Origin of the sequence: Shewanella halotolerans (genome assembly GCF_019457535.1) — a bacterium.
In the GTDB taxonomy this organism is placed as follows: Bacteria; Pseudomonadota; Gammaproteobacteria; order Enterobacterales; family Shewanellaceae; genus Shewanella; species Shewanella halotolerans.
The window spans coordinates 2,744,870-2,763,366 of sequence record NZ_CP080417.1; the positions used below are offsets into that span (position 1 = coordinate 2,744,870).

The window sequence follows — 18,497 nt, forward strand, 5'->3', positions numbered from 1 at the left end:
GAAAGCTAGTCTAAGATAACTATGCTAGCGTGTTGATTTATAGTAGCATTAATGGAATTGCATAAAAATTGGTAGATCTATGATATTTACTTTGGTTCTGATCCTCATCGGTGCATTGCTGCTATTGGTTATTGGCATCAATGTCATCCAACAACAAAAAGAACGTGCCGAGGCCGAGCGAAGAACAGAATTAGCCAGACAAAGAGCCATCATCGACGAAACCGAAAACGTGCTCTCTTGCACCGGAATGTTTCCCTGCTCGACTAATCTGGTATTGATCCTCTACAGAAGAGTGCAAGAAGCCTTAAGCCAATCTGTCAGCCTTGGTGGACCACAGACGGCGGATTATCAGCGCCGCCTCACCGACCTTACCGGCCAGGTCGAAAACCTACAAAACGCCCAGAAACAGACACCTGCCATCGAAAGCTTTCGCCTGCCCGATACCGACAAGCAGATCCTGGATCTGGTTAAGGTACTGAAAAAACTCAAGGCCATCCTGCGCGCCGAGCACAACAAAGGCAAAGTCGATCCCAATATCTTTGCTCAGGAAGAGGCTCGTGTAGACAGCCTGCAACTCAGAATCAATGTAGATTCTATGCTGTCGCGTGCCCGTAGCGCCTGCTTCATGAAGCAATACGGCTCCGCCAAGCAGATGGTCACTAAGGCATTGGCGACCCTACACACTATCAAGGCCCTAACCCCTAACGACCCATTCATCACCAAGAAGGTGGATGAAGCCAAGTTGCTACTCGATGAGATCATGGGCGCCCAGAAGATGGCACAGCCTAACGCGCCGCAGCAGAAGAGTGACGAGGATGATATCGACGTGCTATTCCAGCCGAAGAAGAAATGGTAACAGCCGTCGCTTAAGATACAAAAAACCACCGCGTTGCGGTGGTTTTTTTATCGCTCAAACTTTGATATTGAACTTAAGGCGCCAGACGGTCGATATCCCAACCGCCTTCTTTATTGCTTGGCTCTTTACGGGTATAGAGGAAACGATCGTGCAGACGATATTCACCGCCCTGCCAGAATTCTATGCTACTAGGACGCACACGGTAACCGCCCCAAAACTTAGGCAACGGCACCTCACCCTGACTGAACTTGGCCTTCATCTCGGCAAACTTACTCTCCAGCGCTTGGCGCGCCGAGATCTTGCTCGATTGCTTCGACACCCAGGCGGCGATCTGACTCTCTTTGGGCCGCGTCATGAAGTACTTCAGCACCTCAGTGGTCGAAAGCTGCTCCGCCACACCTGTCACCGCCACCTGACGCTCCAGGGCGTGCCAGGGAAACAGCAGACTTACCTTGTTGTTGTGGGCTATCTGCTCCGCCTTTCGACTAGCCAGGTTAGTGAAAAACACAAAGCCGTCGTCATCGAAACGTTTTAAGAGCACGATACGCTGAAAAGGCTGGCCCTCGGCATCGACGGTTGCCACCGACATGGCCGTGGGATCTGGCAGGATCTCCGAATCCCTAATCTGCTCAATCCACTTCTCAAACAGCACCATGGGGTTGTAGGGCAGCTCCTCTCGGTGCAGCCCGCCCAGGGTGTATTCTCGTCTAATATCACTTAAGTTCGACATCTGCTTCCTTACCCTGTCCCGTGTTGCCTACTTCTTATGGGCGCAGGCCCAAACGTGTAGCATCTCAAGGCCTAAGGTAGCCCCGGCCAGTGCGGTGATCTCGGCGCTGTCGTAGGCTGGCGCAACTTCGACCACATCCATACCCACAACATTCATGCCACGCAGGCCGCGAATGATCTTCATCGCCTTATCGCTGGTGAGACCGCCACATACCGGCGTCCCGGTGCCCGGCGCAAAGGCTGGATCCAGACAGTCGATATCGAAGGTGACATACAATGGCATATCACCGACACGATCTTTAATCTGAGCCACTATCTCATCGGCAGTCATCTCGTTAGCGGCGGCCGCATCGATCACCTTGAACAGATGGCTTGGCTTGTCATACTCGGTACGGATCCCCACCTGCACTGAGTGAGAAGCATCGATGATCCCCTCATTTGGTGCATGGAAGAACATGGTGCCGTGGTCATACTTGCTGCCCTGGCTATAGGTGTCTGTGTGCGCATCGAAATGCAGCAGCGCCATCTTGCCATGCTTCTTGTAATGCGCACGCAGCAGCGGCAGGGTCACGAAGTGGTCGCCGCCAAAGCTCATTAGCGCCTTGCCAGAGTCGAGCACGGCCGTCGCGAAGTCTTCGACACGTTGGGTGAAATCGGCGGCATCACCGCAATCGAACACCAGATCGCCCGCATCGACCATTTTTAGGTGATCGGACAACTTAAAATCCCATGGCCAGCGGCACTCTTCCCAGGCCAGATTGACCGACGCCTGACGGATAGCGCCAGGGCCCATACGGCCGCCAGAGCGGCCCGTAGTGGCCATATCGAATGGCAAACCTATTACCACCACATCGGCATCGCTCTCAAGCGGTTTAAAATCCAGTGGCTGTCTTAAATAACCAAATGCATTTGAGTAAAGCGAGTAATCAGGCTTATCTGCAATAGTGGTCATATTTGCTCCAAATCATAGAAGTAAAGATCACAACGCAACGGGCAGCAATTGCTCACAATCGCGCTGTTTATAGTGTTTTATATAAAGGCCTTGGCCATCCGCCAAGACAAGTTCACCCCGGGCCTCGAGGCTATACTGCTCGGCGCAGTATGCCGGCGCCTCGGCCTCATATCCTGCCAGGTCCCAGCTTACCGGATTTAAGCGGTTTAACAACTCACCTACTATACCGTTAAGCCCTGCGCCGAGCGACAAATTCGTTTCCAGGCTCACATAGGAGCTCGCCTCTTGCGGGGTGATGTGCACCGTGAAATAGTCTTCTCCCCTAAGGGCGTTGAGGGAATAACCAAGTGGCGAGAACAGGTGCGCATCAATATCAAAACCGCTCAGTAGCTGAGATAAATTAAGCCGACTGGCTATCCCCGCTATCGTTTGCCCATCGCTGAGCAGATAATCGGCCAGTTCACCTCGAATATGGTACATCTGCACCGTCTGCGCGGGTTTAAGCCCTACCTTACTGCCAGAGAAGAAAATCTGATGGTGATGACCATCTAAATGGCCTATGCGGTAGGCGGCGCCGCTTAGCATTGTACCAAGCCGGGCGATATCTTCTTCGAAGCGGCTGGTCTGTAAGGCGGGTAAGATCTCGCTCTTACGCTGATAGCTCAGGCTGGCTATCTGATCGCAACCCAGTGATTCCACCAAGGAAAGTACGGTCTCGATTAGCCGGGTGTTGCCACAAGTGATCAGCACCAGGCTATCGTGCCAGACAAACAGGCTGGATTCGCTGAGCAGATAAGCATCGCACTGCTCACTGCTCAGCTTGGAGAGGATCTCTGTATCACTCTTGGCCAGGGCTCGGCGCCAGTACTCATCGCCCAACGCCCTTAGCGACGCACAATCCGCCGCCAGCGTCAGCGATAAGCGCTTCTCCGCCCCTTCAAAATACATCGACCCGCTCCTCATCGTCTAATACCAATCCTCGTAAATAACTGGTCATGGTAAATAACTGATCATGCTAGCTTGTAAAAACGTCCGATAACGGCGTTACTATTTTTGATTGTAGAATAACTACTTATCGAAAAATTCCGCCTTGTTCTCGGCCGTTTTTCCTGTGCTATTTCTGATCACTTACTTGCCGTGATTGGTAGAACAGGATCCCGGCAGCCTTAGCCGAGATCCCAGGCGAAACAGGCTAGCCTGCCAATCAGGAGAAATCTTCCAGATAGGTGTAGCCCTTCAGTCCAATCTGCAGCTCTTCGAGAATATTGGCGCGCTCATCTTCCTGAATATGCAGGTTCACCAGCTCCTCATAGGTACGCATGAAAGAGACGGCGTCCAGGTTAACGTAACGCAATACATCGGCAACCGTATCACCGGCCAGAACCGACTCGATATTCACCAGGCCATCGTCGTCCAGACGCACCACGGCAGAATTAGTATCGCCGAACAGGTTATGCATATCCCCGAGGATCTCCTGATAGGCACCCACCAGGAAGAAACCGATAAGATATGGGCTCTCAGCGCTCCACGCAGGTACCGGCAGTGTGGTTTCGATACCCTGACCATCTACGTACTGATCCACAGTGCCGTCTGAGTCACAGGTGATGTCCAGCATCACGGCGCGGCGCTCAGGTTTCTTATCCAGACCACTTAACGGCATCACAGGGAACACCTGATCGATACCCCAGGCATCTGGCAGCGACTGGAACAGCGAGAAGTTCACGAAGAACTTGTCGGCCAGCTTCTCGTTAAGCTCATCGATCACCGGGCGGTGGAAACGATACTTACCGCTCATCACCCCCTTCAGCTCGTAACAGACACGCAGGTTCATCTGCTCTGCCCAGGCTCTGTCGGACAGGCTCATCTGTCCCAGGGCAAACAGCGAGTGCACCTCGGCCAGGTCGCTCTGTACATCATGGTAGATCTCGATAAGGGCGCGTTGATCGGCGCGGCCACTCACCTCGCCCCATGAATCCCACATGTTTTTGAGCTGCTGCGGCGCTTCTTCATCCGGCGCTTGCAGATCTTCAGGCTTATAAGCCTCGGTGCCAATCACATCGGTGATCAACACAGCGTGGTGAGCCGTCAGGTAACGACCAGACTCAGAGATCAGACGCGGCATTGGCTGATCGTGTTCGCGACACATGTCGTTCAGCACGCTGACGATGTTGTTGGCGTATTCGGTCAGGCCATAGTTCATCGAGTTACTACTCTGGCTGCGGGTACCGTCATAGTCCACCGCCAGGCCGCCACCCACGTCGAAACATTTAACGTTGGCGCCCATCTTCTGCAGTTCACAGTAGAAACGGCCCGCCTCGCTCACACCGCTGCGGATATCGCGGATGTTAGCGATTTGCGATCCCAGGTGGAAATGCAGCAACTGTAGGCTGTCGAGCATGTCTTCGTCTTTCAGTGAATTGATCACGTTCAGCACCTGCGCCGCAGACAGACCAAACTTAGACTTCTCGCCGCCGCTGGCTTGCCACTTGCCCTTGCCCTGGAAAGCCAGACGCACGCGCAGACCCAGACGCGGGGTCACGCCCAGTTTCTTGGCTTCTTCGAGGACGACTTTCAGCTCAGACAGCTTCTCGAGCACGATATAGACCTGATGGCCAAGCTTCTCGCCGATCAGCGCCAGGCGGATATACTCCACATCTTTGTAGCCGTTACAGATGATCACCGAGCTGGCCTTCTGCGCCATGGCGAGTACCGCCATCAGCTCAGGCTTACTGCCGGCCTCAAGACCCAACTGTGGCACCTCTTTAGACACCTGACTTGCCAGGATCTCTTCGACCACAGTTTGCTGTTGGTTCACCTTGATGGGGTAGACAAGCAGATAGTCTGACTGATAGTCATAACGGGTGATTGCCTGATTGAAGGCATTACACAGGCTGTTGACTCTGTGATGCAAGATCTGCGGGAAGCGCACCAACACAGGCAAGGCCACGCCGGATTTCACCATATCCTTAGCGAGTTCATTTAACCCTATAGTGTGCTCAGGATGATTAGGATCGGGGGACACCGTCACCTCACCGGCCTCGCTTATGCCGTAGAGCCCAGAGCTCCAGTAATTAACGTTATAACCAACATAAGCATCTTTAATAGACCAATTACTCATATTCTCTCAACCTGTCTATTTACATTCATATTCGGCAGCTGCTTTGTCTGCCAACACATTAATGTTACTTACTATCGCACCTATCAGGTAAATAAGCCGCAACATCAACACCGTTTTTGGGTGTCAGATATCGAAGTTATCCTTCGAGTCCCCGCCATATTAGTTAACTCAATTTATACTTGTCTAAAGTAAAAAAAGGCGCGCAATTAAACCCCTGAATTTAACTAAATGCAAGTATCATTATCACATTAATTTATTACAAGGTTTTTTGCACTCAAGCACGCGCCCAGACTGCCTTTTATCCCTTACGGGTGTTCAGCGTATTTTACAGTAAATTCGCTCAACAGCCGGGCATTAAACAGACAGTCGGCCCTATCGTTTACCGGGTTCCCACACTGCCAGCCGTTGGAGTCTATCTATCTGACTCACTCACCCCTGAGCCGAAATTAATGTCATTCACTTCAGAATAAACTGCTTAGGCTAAAGCATCTTGGCAAGATTTCCACTATAATCGCCACATTTAACATCTAAGCCATTATCCATAGAGAACCACATGATAGAGATAGGAAAGCGCTGCACCTTAGAGATCGTCAAACGCGTCGATTTTGGGGTGTACTTAAATGCCCATGAATTCGGCCAGGTATTACTGCCAAATAAGGTTGCCCCTCAAGGCTGCGAAGTAGGCGATAGCGTCGAGGTCTTCCTCTATCTGGACTCAGAAGATATGGTGATCGCCACCACCAAGCGTCCCAAGGCGCAGGTAGGCCAATTTGCCTACCTTAAGGCAGTCGCGACCGGTCCTTACGGCGCCTTCTTGGATTGGGGCCTGGATAAAGATCTCATGTTGCCCTTCGGTGAGCAGCACAGGGAGATCGAGGTGGGACGCTCTTATCTGGTCTATGTCTATGTTAACAGCGCCGACGATCGCATCGTGGCCTCATCGAAGATAGACAAGTTCCTCGACCGCACGCCACCACCCTATCGCAACGGCCAAGAGGTGAGCCTGATCATTGCCGGCACCACAGACCTTGGCTACAAGGCCATCGTCGACAATGGCCACTGGGGTGTGCTGTATAAGAATGAGGTGTATCAGCCCCTCAAGTTTGGCCAGCGCATCAAAGGTTTCATCAAGCGCGTCAGAAGTGACGACAAGATCGACCTGATCTTGCAGCGCGGCGCCAAAGAGGAGCTGGACAAGCACGCTACCGCCATCTTGATGAAACTCAACCAGGCCGGCGGCTTCCTGCCCCTCACCGACAAGACAGATGCCGAGGTGATCTACGCCGAGCTTGCCATGAGTAAGAAGGCCTTCAAGAAGAGCATCGGCGGCCTCTACAAGCAGCAGAAGATCGCCATCGAGGCAAACGGTATCCGCCTGACTGAATAGAAGTTAGGCAGCGAAAGCGCCAAGCCTCTGATTGTCTTTGCATAAAAGCATGGCTCTGTTATAACAGGGCTATGCTTTTTTTATCTGGGTACCAAAATCATGAAACTCACCTCCCATGAAGCGCGTGTGATAGGTTGTCTACTGGAAAAAGAGAAGACAACGCCAGAGCAATATCCCCTCTCCCTCAACGGCCTCACTTTGGCCTGTAACCAAAAATCGAGCCGTGAGCCTGTGATGAACCTGTCGGAAGCTGACACCCAGGCCGCACTGGACTCTCTGGCGAAGAAACGCCTGGTGGCCGAACAGAGTGGTTTCGGCTCGCGCGTCGTCAAATACAAGCACAGATTCTGCAACACCGAATTTAGCGATCTCCAGCTGAGCGAAGACAAGGTCGCCATCATCTGTCTCTTGCTGTTAAGAGGACCGCAGACCGCAGGTGAGCTGAGAACCCGCAGCAATCGCCTATATGGCTTTAACGATGTCGCCCAGGTCGAGCAAGCCCTCAACAGCCTAGCGCAGATGGAGCCGGCGTTGGTTCGTCAGCTACCTAGAGAGCCGGGTAAGCGCGAATCGCGTTTTATCGAACTCATCAGCGAGGCAGAGGCGCAGCTCGATACTCAACTGGCAACGCAGCTAGCGCCAGAACTAGGGCAAGCGAGTAGCCAGGCAAATGATGAGCTTGTGGAGCGCGTCGCACTGCTCGAGCAGCAAGTGGCCGAACTAAAACAGCAAGTTGCCGAACTCTTAGGCAAAATTTAACAACAATCTGAAACATTTAGACAAACAGATGAATGTTAGGCTGAGCCTTCATTAACATGATAAAGGAATCATCTTTGGATAATCTTACTCCTCGCAGTTCATGGAACGCAGCCTTGGTGTTGGCCAGGTTCGAACTGAAAAAAATCCTCTTTAGCACAAGAGGCATGATAGGCCTGGCCACCTTTGCGCTAACCTGGTGCCTCATCCTCTGGTACCCCATAAGACAGGCTTCTATCTACCTGTTTTCACCTGACTTTAAGAAACTACTCGAGGGCGTATTTGGCGCCGCCAATGTGGGAGAACTGCTCTCGTGGGACGTGGCCGAGATGGCCATTCTCTGGGTCGCCGCGCTATACCTCTTCCCCATCTTCAGCCTGTTTGTGGGCGCCGATCAATTTGCCTCTGACAAGGCCAGAGGTAGCTTTCGCTTCCTCACCCTGAGAGTCAGCCGCGACACCCTGTTCTTCGGTCGAGTCACTGGCTATCTGCTGATCCAGGCGATACTGCTGATACTCACTCTGTTGGCGACACTATTACTAGTGGCCTATCGCGACACGGCTTTGGTATGGGCAGCCATGGGATCAGGGGTATTGGTGTTTATCAATATCATGATCGTCCTGGCCCCCTTTACCGCCATGATGGCAATCTTATCACTGCACGCCAACTCGGCGAGACAGGCGAGCATCTATGCTGTGTTGTTCTTGGCGGGTAGCACCATAGCCAACGGCATTATCTCCTATTATCTACCTGGACTCAGTAACATACTGCAATGGCTGGTGCCCGGTGCCCAGCTCGATATGATGATCAATACCCAGGGCCTGAGCAGCCTTGCCATAGCAGCCATTCCCCTGCTTCAGGCCGGTGTACTCCTGCTATTAGGAAGAAGTTATATGGCGAGGATCGCACTATGAAGCTAATCACCTGTAAGGCGCTGAGCAAGCAGTTCGGCAGTAAACGCGCACTCAACGACATCAACCTGGAACTTAGCGCTGGCCAGCCAATCGCCTTGGTCGGCCCCAACGGTGCGGGCAAGACCACCCTGTTTTCGCTGCTGTGTGGCTATATTCGCCCTACAGAGGGAGCTGTGAAGATCTTAGGACACGCCCCTGGGAGCACGGCGCTCCTGGGTAAGGTTGCCGCCCTGCCCCAGGATGCGAGGCTCGACCCTAACCTCACCATAGCGGCGCAGCTGGAGCTGTTTGCCCAGTTACAAGGCTTTAATGCCGCCGCGGCGCGCCGGGAGTGCCAGCGGGTGTTGGCCTTGGTTGATCTGGCAGAGGTTGCTCCGCAAAAGCCCTCCTCTCTTAGCCATGGCATGAGCAAGCGGGTGTCGATTGCCCAGGCACTCATAGGTTCTCCCGAGTTGGTACTGCTCGATGAGCCGACCGCGGGGCTGGATCCCGCTAACGCCAAGGCGATACGTGAGTTAGTGCGCGCTCAGATAGGCAAGACCACCTTCGTCATCAGCTCACACAACCTGGCGGAGCTGGAGAAGCTGTGTGACAAGGTACTCTATCTGGATAAAGGCGTGCTGAATCAATCTATCTCGATTCAGGACGAGCAGGCCGACGAATATCTGACCCTCACCATGCAGAGCTGCGACGACGAGGCGCTGATGGCGGCGCTAGAGGCGCTGCCTCAGGTCATATCGGTGAAATCCAGTCAGAGCATGGAGTTTGTGATCCACTATCAGGTCACGGCAGGCTTCGCGTTGGAAACCGAGCTGTTCGCCCTCTTCAATCGCCAAGACTGGCGCTACCGGGCCATTCAACGAGGCCGCACCCTGGAAGACAAGCTGTTCTCACAGGCTTAAGCCAGAATGTCACTGAGATAAAGTGGCACTAATACGGAGTGTCACCCATATAAAGTGACACTTATGCAGAGTGTCACTTAGGGCACGGCGCCTATGCCGTGCCCGCTAACTAACTGCTGCGCTTAGGCTGACCGCCTCAACTCTTTAACTCTTTAACTCTCTAACTCTCAACTCTCTAATTCTTTATTCTCTTCGTCTCTCACTCACTCTTTTGCCCTAGCCTCCCAATGCTGGAGCCGGGGGCCGAAACTGGAAGCTGGCACCAGAGGCTGAAACCTGAGACTGAAACTTGAGGCTGGCAAAGAAAACTGGCAACGAATCTCGACTCGCATCGTAAATTCGCGGAAGCGAAAATCAAGCATGAAAGATAAGCCATGGATTAGGCTTCCAAAATGGGCTTTGCGGGAAATTGCAGACAAAAAAAAGAGCTGTGATACTAATCACAGCTCTTGGAATTCTGTTTTTAGGTAACCTTAGGTTACCCAAAGGTCAGCTTAGATAACAGTTACGTTCTCAGCTTGTGGACCTTTTTGACCTTGAGTCACAGTGAACTGCACTTTCTGACCTTCGTCTAGAGTTTTGAAACCGTCAGAGTTGATCGCACGGAAGTGTACGAAAACGTCTGGGCCAGACTCTTGCTCGATAAAACCAAAACCTTTGTCAGAGTTGAACCACTTAACAACGCCAGTAACTTGAGACATGATATAAATCCTGTAACTAAATAAAATAAAGCCTTAAACGGCAGTAGAGCTGGAAAATGCCGGTATTACTTATGTTAACAGGACGAACTGGTCGTATTGAACACATAAAGTTAAGCCCAACCTTCAAGCTGAGTTCACTATAAATCATTCTGACCGTATGTCAACAAACATTAAAAGGCGCAAATCCTATTTTTTACTTACATATCTGTCAGTTGTTACAAAAAAATCTTCTAAAACTTCGTGTAAAAACACTAAGTTTTTTTAAGCGAATAAAAAACACAAATTAAACAAGGATTAACCAGCTAGCTGGCCCGAAAGACCTCAAGCTTAAAATCCAGCTCACAGGTCAGGGGCTTGGATGTAAGCAAGGCGCGCTGCGCATCGGTAAATTTCCAATTGTAGGGGGTCATCGCCAGAAAATAGCCGATATCCGCACCGTCGCTGATGGTCATGGATTGCGCCAGTCGCTCGCTATGCAGACGCTCGAATCCCACTATCTGGCTATCCACCTCGGGATTTGGCCTTGGCTGGTCATAGATCACCTGCTTAAGGGCAAAATGATGCTGCGGGCCTGCCGAGACGGTGATCAGGATGGCGCCCGACTTAGCGACGCGTCTAAGCTCATCATCTTGCGACGGCGCGTAAATACGCAACATGAAGTCGAAACTCTGATCGGCAAAGGGCATCTCGAAACTGCTGGCCACACAAAACTGAATATCCGGATAGCGCTTAGCCGCATATTTAAGGGCCGACTTAGAGATATCCAGGCCACTGAGGCTAAACACCTCGGCGCTTCCCATGGCCTGCAGAAGTCTGTGGCTGTAATAACCCTCGCCACAACCTATGTCCAGCCCATGGCGAGCCTCACCGGCATATTCCTGCGCCAGGGCATTTACCCTATCGCTCATCGCCTCATAGTAGCCCTTGTTGAGAAACTCCCGCCGGGCGAACATCATCTCTTTGTTGTCGCCGGGATCTTTAGAGCGCTTCTTCTGCACCGGCAGCAGGTTGACGTAACCCTCTTTAGCACAGTCGAACCTATGATTTGCCTCACAGCACCAGGTGCGATCTATGAGTGACAGCGTGCGCTGACAGATAGGACAAAGGTAATTCATTACAATATTCCAATACTAGTCGGGTCATAAACCGACTAGTCGTCTAAAAACATCTGCTCAACCATTAGGTTAAGTTCGGGTGGTGCCAGCAGCTGATAGGACTCCAGCTTGCGCTGTAGCGCCTCGAGATCCTCATGCTGATTGGCGGCATGCTGCCAGTTAGGGCGCTGTACCTTCTGGTAATAATGATGGGACAATAACTGCTTCTTACGCAGCAACTGCTCATCCACCTTGGTCACCTCGCTTAAGATCACCCCGTGCTGCTTCACATCACCGTGGTTGGCAAAATGAGCCAGCTCCTGACGAACCAGCTCTATCTCACCTATCTCCAGCAGCAGCGCCTCGGCGTTTTGGCTGAGATCTTCCGCCCGGGCAAGTACCGCCTTGGCTCTTCGCAGCTCCAGGGGACCGCCAAAGAGTCTCAGGTCGCGCTCCAGGGTCACCAGCAACCATTTCTGATCAAACTGCGGCCGAAAGCACACGCTATCGCCCTGGGCCTCAACCGCTATCACCAGACCTTTACGTAACCTGTCGGCGCACATCACGGGTGAGATCCCAAGTGCGCTAAACAGACGCCAGCCCTGACCGTGGGAGCGGTGTAAGATCTCCTCTTGAGGCATTGCTGCATCAAGCGCAGGCGCCTCCCCGGACACTAGCTCGCAGATGAGGTAAGGATGGGATCTTAAGATCAAGCCCTTTTCACTGCAGGCCTGGGTCACCACGCATTCGAGCAGGTGTCCCCCCATGGTCTGCAGCAGGCTAAAATCGCTCACCGACTCACGCAAACGCAGATGCAACTGACGCCTCTGGGTCAGTTCGATAAATTGTGGCTGAGTCAGTAAGGGTTCAAACATCGGGTTATTCCTCGTTAGCCGACCATTGTAACTGGCCAACTGAGCCGCTGCCAACTTCAAAATGACGCGATTTCAATCAAATAGGGAAAATAAATCGTTAAATTAGTGCAGGCGCAAACTAGGGTGCTATGATAAGTGCCACTATTCACACGCTACCTTACGCTATGCCTGCAAATAACCTTCCCAGCATCTTCTGGCACGACTACGAGACCTTCGGCGCAAACCCGGCCAAAGACAGGCCGTCTCAGTTTGCCGGTATTCGAACCGATATGGATCTCAACATCATCTCTGAGCCGGTGACCTTCTACTGCAAGCTGGCCAGCGACTACCTGCCCTCGCCTGAGGCGATCCTTATTACCGGGATCACGCCCCAGCTCGCCAATCTCAAGGGGATGCCGGAAGCAGAGTTTATGGCCAGGATCAATAGCGAGTTTTCCCAACCCAACACCTGTGTGGCCGGCTATAACTCGCTGCGATTCGACGATGAGGTGACCCGTTACGGTTTTTACCGCAACTTTTTTGATCCCTATGCGCGGGAATGGCAGAACGGCAACAGCCGCTGGGACATCATAGATCTGGTACGCGCCTGTTATGCGCTAAGGCCCGAAGGCATCAATTGGCCCGAGAAGGAAGATGGCAGCCCGAGTTTTAAGCTTGAACACCTCACACAGGCCAACAGCTTAAGCCATGACAAGGCTCACGACGCCATGTCAGATGTGTACGCCACCATCGCCATGGCCAAACTGATTAAAGAGCGTCAGCCAAAGCTGTTCGACTACTACTTCAATCTGCGTAAGAAGAATGAAGTGAACAAGCAGATAGACGTGCTAAACATGCAGCCTCTGGTACATGTCAGCTCCAAGATCAGCGCCCTTCACGGCTGTACCACGCTGATCGCGCCCGTGGCTCACCATAGCACCAATAAGAATGCGATCATCTGCGTCAATCTGGCCATGGATGTCACGCCGCTGATTGAACTAAGCGCCGATGAGATCCGCGAGCGCATGTATACCCCAAGGGCCGATCTCGCCAGCGACGAGCTGCCAATCGGTCTGAAGCAGCTACACATCAACAAGTGTCCCTTTATCGCAACCGCCAAGACACTCACAGACGGCAACGCCCAGCGTTTAGAGATAGACAAAGAATTTGCCCGCGCCCAATACAAGCGCCTGCGTCAACATCCTGAGATCAGAGAGAAACTGGTGGCCGTCTTCGATACCGAGCATGGTAATGAGATAAGCGATCCGGATCTGCAGCTCTACAGCGGCGGCTTCTTCAGTCACGCCGACAAGAGCAAGATGGAGATCATACGTCATACGGCGCCGCAACACTTAGCCGCGCTGGAGCTCGACTTTGATGACGAGCGTCTGCCGGAGATGCTGTTTCGCTACCGCGCCCGCAACTATCCGGAAACCCTGGATGATACCGAGCAGCAACGTTGGCGCACCTTCTGTCAGTCACGCCTGAATGATCCTGACTATATGATTAAGCTGGAAACCTTGGTCAATCACACAGAGGCTGACGAAGAAAAACAGAAGTTATTGACGGCTTTGTGTCATTATCTTAGCAACCTGTAGCCGAAATTGCGGTGATTTGGGGGAAATGGCGATCAAAATGGGCGTCAGATCCCGTTTTCATGGTAACTTAGTTACTAAAATGATTTTCCAATAGCTTAACAATTAAGGATCAAGCTCATGCAAGATAGATTTGTTCACTGCATAGCTCAACTGCCTAAACCTTTGGCAGATCAATTAGTCCCTTTATTGAACCAGGACTTTGTGGGGCATATGGACGCCCAGCAGATAGCTGACTTAGCCGCGGCCACTGAGATGAGTCAGGATGAGTTGCTGTTAGCCCTGCTGCCCATCGCCGCCGCACTTGCCAAGCCGCCCATTAGCGAGTTTTATGTGGGCGCCATCGCCAAGGGCGCCAGCGGTGACATCTACATGGGGGCCAACCTGGAACTAGACGGCGAAGCCCTGTTCCATAGCGTCCATGCCGAGCAGAGCGCCATCAGCCACGCCTGGTTAAGCGGTGAGACAGGCATCGAAGATATCATAGTCAACGCCTCTCCCTGTGGTCATTGCCGCCAATTCATGAACGAGTTAGTCGAGGGGCAAGCCATCCGCATCCACCTGCCGGAGCAGGCGACTCAGCCCTTGTCTCACTATCTGCCCTACGCCTTTGGTCCGGCCGATCTGAATATCAAGACGCCACTGCTCTCCAAACAGCAACACGAGTTTGCCCTGGAAAGCGCCGATCCCATGATCATCGAGGCGCTGGATCATCTGAGCCTGAGCTACGCGCCCTATAGTGAAAGCTATGCCGCAGTGGTGTTAGAGACCCGAGATGGCGCGACCTTCTGCGGCCGCTATGCGGAAAATGCCGCCTTCAACCCTTCCATGCTGCCGATGCAGATGGCACTGTCGGCCATGGCCAGACATAACCGTGATTTCAGCGAGATCAACCGCGCCGTGTTGATCGAATCCAGTCAGGGCAAGATCTCCCTGGTAGGCGCCACCATGGATGCCCTGCACGCGGTTGCCGCCGTAGAGCTTGAACACATCATGGTCGATCCGGTTTAAGGCCTGGTTCAACGCCTTGAGGATCAAAAAAAAGGACTGCTTGGCAGTCCTTTTTATTATCTAATAAGCAGGTTATCGATACCTTGATGGTGGCATTAGCCGCGACTCTTCTCCAGACGCGCTAACAGGCTTGAGGTATCCCAGCGCTGTCCACCCTGAGCCTGAACCTCACTATAGAACTGATCCACCAGCGCGGTTAACGGCAGGTGTGAGCCGTTACGGCGCGCCTCGTCCAAGGCGATGCCTAAATCTTTGCGCATCCAGTCGACGGCGAAACCAAAGTCATATTGACCCTGCCACATGGTTTGATAGCGATTCTCCATCTGCCAAGATTGTGCGGCGCCTTTGCTGATCACCTCAACCACCTTCTCGCCGTCTAGGCCGGCGCTGCGAGCAAAATGCAAGCCTTCGGCCAGCCCCTGTACCACACCAGCGATACAGATCTGATTCACCATCTTAGTCAGCTGACCGCTGCCCACTTCACCCAGCAACTCGGCGCAGCGAGCGTAGGCCTGCATCACCGGCTTGGCAGCCTCGAAATTGGCCGCTTCTCCGCCCACCATGACGGTCAGCACGCCGTTCTCGGCGCCGGCCTGTCCGCCAGAAACTGGCGCATCGATAAAGCCAACCCCTTTGGCCTTAGCCGCGGCGCCAAGTTCGCGCGCGACATCTGCCGATGCCGTGGTATGGTCCACCAGTATGCTACCCGGTGCCATGGCCGCCAGTGCGCCGGTATCGCCCAGTACCACAGAGCGCAGATCGTCATCGTTACCGACACAGACAAACACAAAATCTTGTCCCTTGGCGGCCTCATTTGGGGTGGCACACCAGTTACCGCCATAGGTATCACACCAGGCCTGCGCCTTGGCTTGAGTACGGTTGTAGACAGTTACCTCATGACCATGCTTCACCAGATGCCCCGCCATAGGGTATCCCATCACGCCTAATCCTAAAAATGCTACCTTTGCCATCTTCTGTCCTATCTCTTTGTTGTTTAATACTGCCTGTTCACCTTTTTGAAGAAAGGTTTTATTTGGGGGTACAAGGCCTCGAAGGCTGTAAATACGCGGGCATATTGTGCCACATGCGCGGCCTTGGGTTCGAATTTTTCGCCAAGGCGGCGCATCTGACCTCTGGCACTGGCGAGATCTGGATAGATCCCCGCGCCCACGGCGCAGCACATGGCGGCGCCAAGGCCCGAAGCTTCATGCAACGATAAACGCTCCACGGGACGATTAAAAATATCGGCGCACATCTGCATCACCAAGTCGCTCTGGGCGCCGCCGCCCGTAATGCGAACCACCTTGAAGGGTGAGCCCTTGAGTCTTTCCAAGCGAAGCAGCCCCTGTTTGAGGGTCATCAGGATCCCTTCGATGGCGGCGCGGTACAGGTGCAGCCTGCCATGCTCTGGGGTAAAGCCGACTATACTGCCTCTCGCCTCAGGGCCTGGATAGATAACGCCCTGGGCCCAGAGCGGGCTCAGCAAAAGACCATCTGCGCCCACAGGCACCTTGGCAATAGCCTGGGTGATATACTGCTCAGGACTGATGCCAAGCCCGCTTGCCTCGTCCACATCCTGGGCGCCAAACTGCTCGATGAGCCAGCTCAGTAGCCAGAAGCCACGCTCTAGCTGGATCTCGGTAATATAGTCATTTGCTTCAATCGAGGGAAAGGCGGGAAGATAACGATAGGCCTCGCGGTAGCGCTCACCGCCCCAGGCAAGTATGGCCGCGCTACCAAGGCTAATACAGGCAATCTCCTCTTCACCACAACCCGCGGCGTAGACTTCGCAGGCCTTATCGGCACCTGCGCCATAGACGGTAAGGCCAGGTGCTAAGCCGGTATCCTTAGCGAAATGCTCACTCACCTGCCCCATGCTCTTTGTCGGGGCGATCAAGGGCACCATCTGCGATGGACGACAAGCCAGCGCCTGCCAACGCCAGCTGCGTGGATTAGCCCAGGCTTTGCGGCGATAATCGAAGGGCAGATAGGCGACCTGTGAGGCCTGACTATCAACCAGCCTCCCGGTGATCTGTCCGATGAGGTAGCCGCTTAGCAGGCCCACCTTATCCGCAGCAGCTAACCTGTCTTTTTGATGCTCTAGAAGATAGTTCACCTTAGCGGTGTGCCGCAGATAGGCGATACGCCGACCAAGACCGATACAGAAAAATCCCAGACGATAGTACCAGGCCATGGGGGGCAGATTATCACTCGCCAGGCGTCTGTCGGACCACATGTAGACGGGCGATATCGCCTGCCCCGCGTCATCGAGCAGCACAGTGCAGGCCCTCTGGGTGGTCAGCGCCATCCCCTTGATCTGACTAGGCAACACCTGAGTGTGCTCAAACAGGCCGCGGACCACATCCACCAGTTGGCGATAGCAATAATCGGCCGATTGTTCACTCTCGCCAGGCGCGCCTTCACGATAGGGCTGTACGACATGCTGCCGTTTAGCGACTAGCTGTCCCTGGCGGTCGAACACTAAGGCCCTAACGCTCTGGGTGCCATAATCCAGGGCGAGAAAATAGGGATTCTCGCCCGTGCTTGCAGTAGAAGCGGGAGTTGAAGTTAAGGTCATAGACAATAATAAAAGACCAAAGCCTAAGGCTTAAGGTGGGCCTCCATCTCGGCGCCGATCTTCTTGCGCATCTCCATCAGGCGGATGGCAGAGTCGCGCATCACCTTATCCGACTCGGTAACGGGGATCCATTCAGGCACTGGGGAGGGTTGACCAGAATCGTCCACCGCCACCATGATCACGATACAGTGGGTGGTAAGATGTCGCTCTGGATGTTTGGGGTCGCCTGCCTTCACGTCTATTCCCAGGTGCATCGAGGTGCGACCTGTATAGATCACCTTGGCTCCCACCTCGACGATATTGCCCACATGAATGGGTTTGACGAAACGTATTCCCCCGGCGTAGGCGGTGATACAGTACTTACCGCTCCACCCCGCCGCGCAGGCATAGGCGGCTAAATCGATCCATTTCATGACCGCGCCACCATGGACCTTGCCACCAAAGTTTACATCGGCCGGCTCGGCCAAAAATCGCAGGGTGATCTCTCTATCTTGTCCCGCCATCACAGCCACCTTATCTCATTGATTAAAACTAAAGTGTACTGCAAATACCTTGGCGATAGTAACTAAGAATCATGCGATTAGCGCAATTATCCCCAATTGATCACCGCAAGGCAGGCCGCAAGGATCAGCGGTAGACTCAGCCGAAACAGCCAAAGCAGGGCTTGCTCGCCAAAAATGCTTGAAACCTTGACGAAACGATACAGGCCGATCCCCAGCAGGAACAGCACAAGTACCTCGACGCCGGCGGCTAGGTTGGTCTCTCCGCCGCTATAGATGGCGGTGACCAGCAGCGCAAACCACACAGTGGCAAAGGCCGCAGAGGCAAGAATAAATGTCTTGAGGCCTACAGGCAGGCTAAAGGAATGCTCACCACGAATGAGTCCATTGAGGTTAGCGGTGAGTAGACCAACCAAGGGCATTAACGGAACAACGACAGGATTTAACACTTTGACACCATCAGAGTGAAGTTAACAGAGCCAGATTATCCGCCCAGATGTAGTCGCTGCCAAGAGAGATGAATTAAGCTTCATCCCGGCGCCATTTCGCC

General features: G+C 53.3%; 18 protein-coding genes. 7 read left to right on the forward strand and 11 right to left on the reverse strand.

Annotated elements, in window-relative coordinates; genetic code table 11:
• Nucleotides 1–79 precede the first annotated feature (79 nt).
• Complete coding sequence (locus tag K0H81_RS11735; protein ID WP_144198769.1) at nt 80–856, forward strand: hypothetical protein; 777 nt, start codon at nt 80–82, stop codon at nt 854–856.
• Between the two features lie 73 nt (nt 857–929).
• Here the strand turns inward: K0H81_RS11735 and pdxH are convergent, their stop codons facing one another.
• The 4 genes from pdxH to speA all read right to left on the reverse strand — a co-directional run bounded on the left by pdxH (nt 930) and on the right by speA (nt 5,655).
• The gene (pdxH, locus tag K0H81_RS11740) at nt 930–1,586 is read right to left on the reverse strand and encodes a pyridoxamine 5'-phosphate oxidase (RefSeq protein ID WP_220058449.1); all 657 of its coding nucleotides are present in this window, start codon (nt 1,584–1,586) and stop codon (nt 930–932) included.
• 27 nt (nt 1,587–1,613) lie between these two features.
• The gene (speB, locus tag K0H81_RS11745) at nt 1,614–2,537 is read right to left on the reverse strand and encodes an agmatinase (protein ID WP_011865420.1); all 924 of its coding nucleotides are present in this window, start codon (nt 2,535–2,537) and stop codon (nt 1,614–1,616) included.
• A 27-nt stretch (nt 2,538–2,564) separates the two neighbouring features.
• The gene (locus K0H81_RS11750; protein ID WP_220058450.1) at nt 2,565–3,485 is read right to left on the reverse strand and encodes an adenosylmethionine decarboxylase; all 921 of its coding nucleotides are present in this window, start codon (nt 3,483–3,485) and stop codon (nt 2,565–2,567) included.
• A 256-nt stretch (nt 3,486–3,741) separates the two neighbouring features.
• Complete coding sequence (speA, locus tag K0H81_RS11755) at nt 3,742–5,655, reverse strand: biosynthetic arginine decarboxylase (protein WP_011865418.1); 1,914 nt, start codon at nt 5,653–5,655, stop codon at nt 3,742–3,744.
• Nucleotides 5,656–6,208: 553 nt separating this feature from the next.
• Here speA and K0H81_RS11760 point away from each other — a divergent pair.
• From K0H81_RS11760 to K0H81_RS11775, 4 genes are all read left to right on the forward strand, one after another.
• Nucleotides 6,209–7,042 (forward strand): CvfB family protein, encoded by an 834-nt coding sequence (locus K0H81_RS11760; protein WP_220058451.1) that lies wholly within the window; start codon nt 6,209–6,211, stop codon nt 7,040–7,042.
• Between the two features lie 99 nt (nt 7,043–7,141).
• Nucleotides 7,142–7,801, forward strand: a complete 660-nt coding sequence (locus K0H81_RS11765; protein WP_220058452.1) for a YceH family protein — start codon at nt 7,142–7,144, stop codon at nt 7,799–7,801.
• Nucleotides 7,802–7,875: 74 nt separating this feature from the next.
• A complete protein-coding gene (locus K0H81_RS11770; protein WP_434086863.1) occupies nt 7,876–8,712 on the forward strand; it encodes an ABC transporter permease subunit in 837 nt (278 codons plus the stop codon).
• Nucleotides 8,709–9,614, forward strand: coding sequence for an ABC transporter ATP-binding protein (locus tag K0H81_RS11775; RefSeq protein WP_220058454.1), 906 nt, complete (start codon nt 8,709–8,711; stop codon nt 9,612–9,614). Before K0H81_RS11770 ends, K0H81_RS11775 begins: the two co-directional genes overlap by 4 nt.
• A gap of 494 nt (nt 9,615–10,108) precedes the next feature.
• Here the strand turns inward: K0H81_RS11775 and K0H81_RS11780 are convergent, their stop codons facing one another.
• The 3 genes from K0H81_RS11780 to K0H81_RS11790 form a co-directional block, all read right to left on the reverse strand.
• The gene (locus K0H81_RS11780) at nt 10,109–10,315 is read right to left on the reverse strand and encodes a cold-shock protein (RefSeq protein ID WP_011865413.1); all 207 of its coding nucleotides are present in this window, start codon (nt 10,313–10,315) and stop codon (nt 10,109–10,111) included.
• Between the two features lie 302 nt (nt 10,316–10,617).
• A complete protein-coding gene (gene rlmA, locus K0H81_RS11785; RefSeq protein ID WP_220058455.1) occupies nt 10,618–11,430 on the reverse strand; it encodes a 23S rRNA (guanine(745)-N(1))-methyltransferase in 813 nt (270 codons plus the stop codon).
• A gap of 35 nt (nt 11,431–11,465) precedes the next feature.
• Nucleotides 11,466–12,284, reverse strand: a complete 819-nt coding sequence (locus K0H81_RS11790) for a hypothetical protein (RefSeq protein WP_220058456.1) — start codon at nt 12,282–12,284, stop codon at nt 11,466–11,468.
• A gap of 164 nt (nt 12,285–12,448) precedes the next feature.
• Here K0H81_RS11790 and sbcB point away from each other — a divergent pair, with 164 nt between their 5' ends.
• Complete coding sequence (gene sbcB / locus K0H81_RS11795) at nt 12,449–13,861, forward strand: exodeoxyribonuclease I (protein ID WP_220058457.1); 1,413 nt, start codon at nt 12,449–12,451, stop codon at nt 13,859–13,861.
• A 117-nt stretch (nt 13,862–13,978) separates the two neighbouring features.
• Nucleotides 13,979–14,869 (forward strand): cytidine deaminase, encoded by an 891-nt coding sequence (cdd, locus tag K0H81_RS11800; RefSeq protein ID WP_220058458.1) that lies wholly within the window; start codon nt 13,979–13,981, stop codon nt 14,867–14,869.
• 95 nt (nt 14,870–14,964) lie between these two features.
• On the opposite strand, the gene K0H81_RS11805 is transcribed toward cdd, so the two are convergent.
• The 4 genes from K0H81_RS11805 to K0H81_RS11820 form a co-directional block, all read right to left on the reverse strand.
• Nucleotides 14,965–15,840 carry an NAD(P)-dependent oxidoreductase gene (locus K0H81_RS11805; RefSeq protein ID WP_220058459.1) on the reverse strand — a complete coding sequence of 292 codons (876 nt, stop codon included), beginning with the start codon at nt 15,838–15,840 and terminating at the stop codon, nt 14,965–14,967.
• 23 nt (nt 15,841–15,863) lie between these two features.
• Nucleotides 15,864–17,447 (reverse strand): FGGY-family carbohydrate kinase, encoded by a 1,584-nt coding sequence (locus K0H81_RS11810; RefSeq protein WP_220058460.1) that lies wholly within the window; start codon nt 17,445–17,447, stop codon nt 15,864–15,866.
• Between the two features lie 23 nt (nt 17,448–17,470).
• Entirely contained in the window at nt 17,471–17,950 is a 480-nt protein-coding gene (locus tag K0H81_RS11815; RefSeq protein ID WP_041406598.1) for an acyl-CoA thioesterase, read from the reverse strand.
• 86 nt (nt 17,951–18,036) lie between these two features.
• The gene (locus K0H81_RS11820) at nt 18,037–18,396 is read right to left on the reverse strand and encodes a hypothetical protein (RefSeq protein WP_220058461.1); all 360 of its coding nucleotides are present in this window, start codon (nt 18,394–18,396) and stop codon (nt 18,037–18,039) included.
• Nucleotides 18,397–18,497: the final 101 nt, after the last annotated feature.

Coding starts and splice junctions, on each gene's coding strand:
- K0H81_RS11810 (WP_220058460.1), bottom strand. CDS start 17,447: ATGACCTTAACTTCAACTCCCGCTTCTACTGCAAGCACGGGCGAGAAT.
- sbcB (WP_220058457.1), top strand. CDS start 12,449: ATGCCTGCAAATAACCTTCCCAGCATCTTCTGGCACGACTACGAGACC.
- speB (WP_011865420.1), bottom strand. CDS start 2,537: ATGACCACTATTGCAGATAAGCCTGATTACTCGCTTTACTCAAATGCA.
- K0H81_RS11735 (WP_144198769.1), top strand. CDS start 80: ATGATATTTACTTTGGTTCTGATCCTCATCGGTGCATTGCTGCTATTG.
- K0H81_RS11815 (WP_041406598.1), bottom strand. CDS start 17,950: ATGGCGGGACAAGATAGAGAGATCACCCTGCGATTTTTGGCCGAGCCG.
- K0H81_RS11775 (WP_220058454.1), top strand. CDS start 8,709: ATGAAGCTAATCACCTGTAAGGCGCTGAGCAAGCAGTTCGGCAGTAAA.
- K0H81_RS11780 (WP_011865413.1), bottom strand. CDS start 10,315: ATGTCTCAAGTTACTGGCGTTGTTAAGTGGTTCAACTCTGACAAAGGT.
- rlmA (WP_220058455.1), bottom strand. CDS start 11,430: ATGAATTACCTTTGTCCTATCTGTCAGCGCACGCTGTCACTCATAGAT.
- cdd (WP_220058458.1), top strand. CDS start 13,979: ATGCAAGATAGATTTGTTCACTGCATAGCTCAACTGCCTAAACCTTTG.
- K0H81_RS11805 (WP_220058459.1), bottom strand. CDS start 15,840: ATGGCAAAGGTAGCATTTTTAGGATTAGGCGTGATGGGATACCCTATG.
- K0H81_RS11765 (WP_220058452.1), top strand. CDS start 7,142: ATGAAACTCACCTCCCATGAAGCGCGTGTGATAGGTTGTCTACTGGAA.
- K0H81_RS11790 (WP_220058456.1), bottom strand. CDS start 12,284: ATGTTTGAACCCTTACTGACTCAGCCACAATTTATCGAACTGACCCAG.
- speA (WP_011865418.1), bottom strand. CDS start 5,655: ATGAGTAATTGGTCTATTAAAGATGCTTATGTTGGTTATAACGTTAAT.
- K0H81_RS11750 (WP_220058450.1), bottom strand. CDS start 3,485: ATGTATTTTGAAGGGGCGGAGAAGCGCTTATCGCTGACGCTGGCGGCG.
- pdxH (WP_220058449.1), bottom strand. CDS start 1,586: ATGTCGAACTTAAGTGATATTAGACGAGAATACACCCTGGGCGGGCTG.
- K0H81_RS11760 (WP_220058451.1), top strand. CDS start 6,209: ATGATAGAGATAGGAAAGCGCTGCACCTTAGAGATCGTCAAACGCGTC.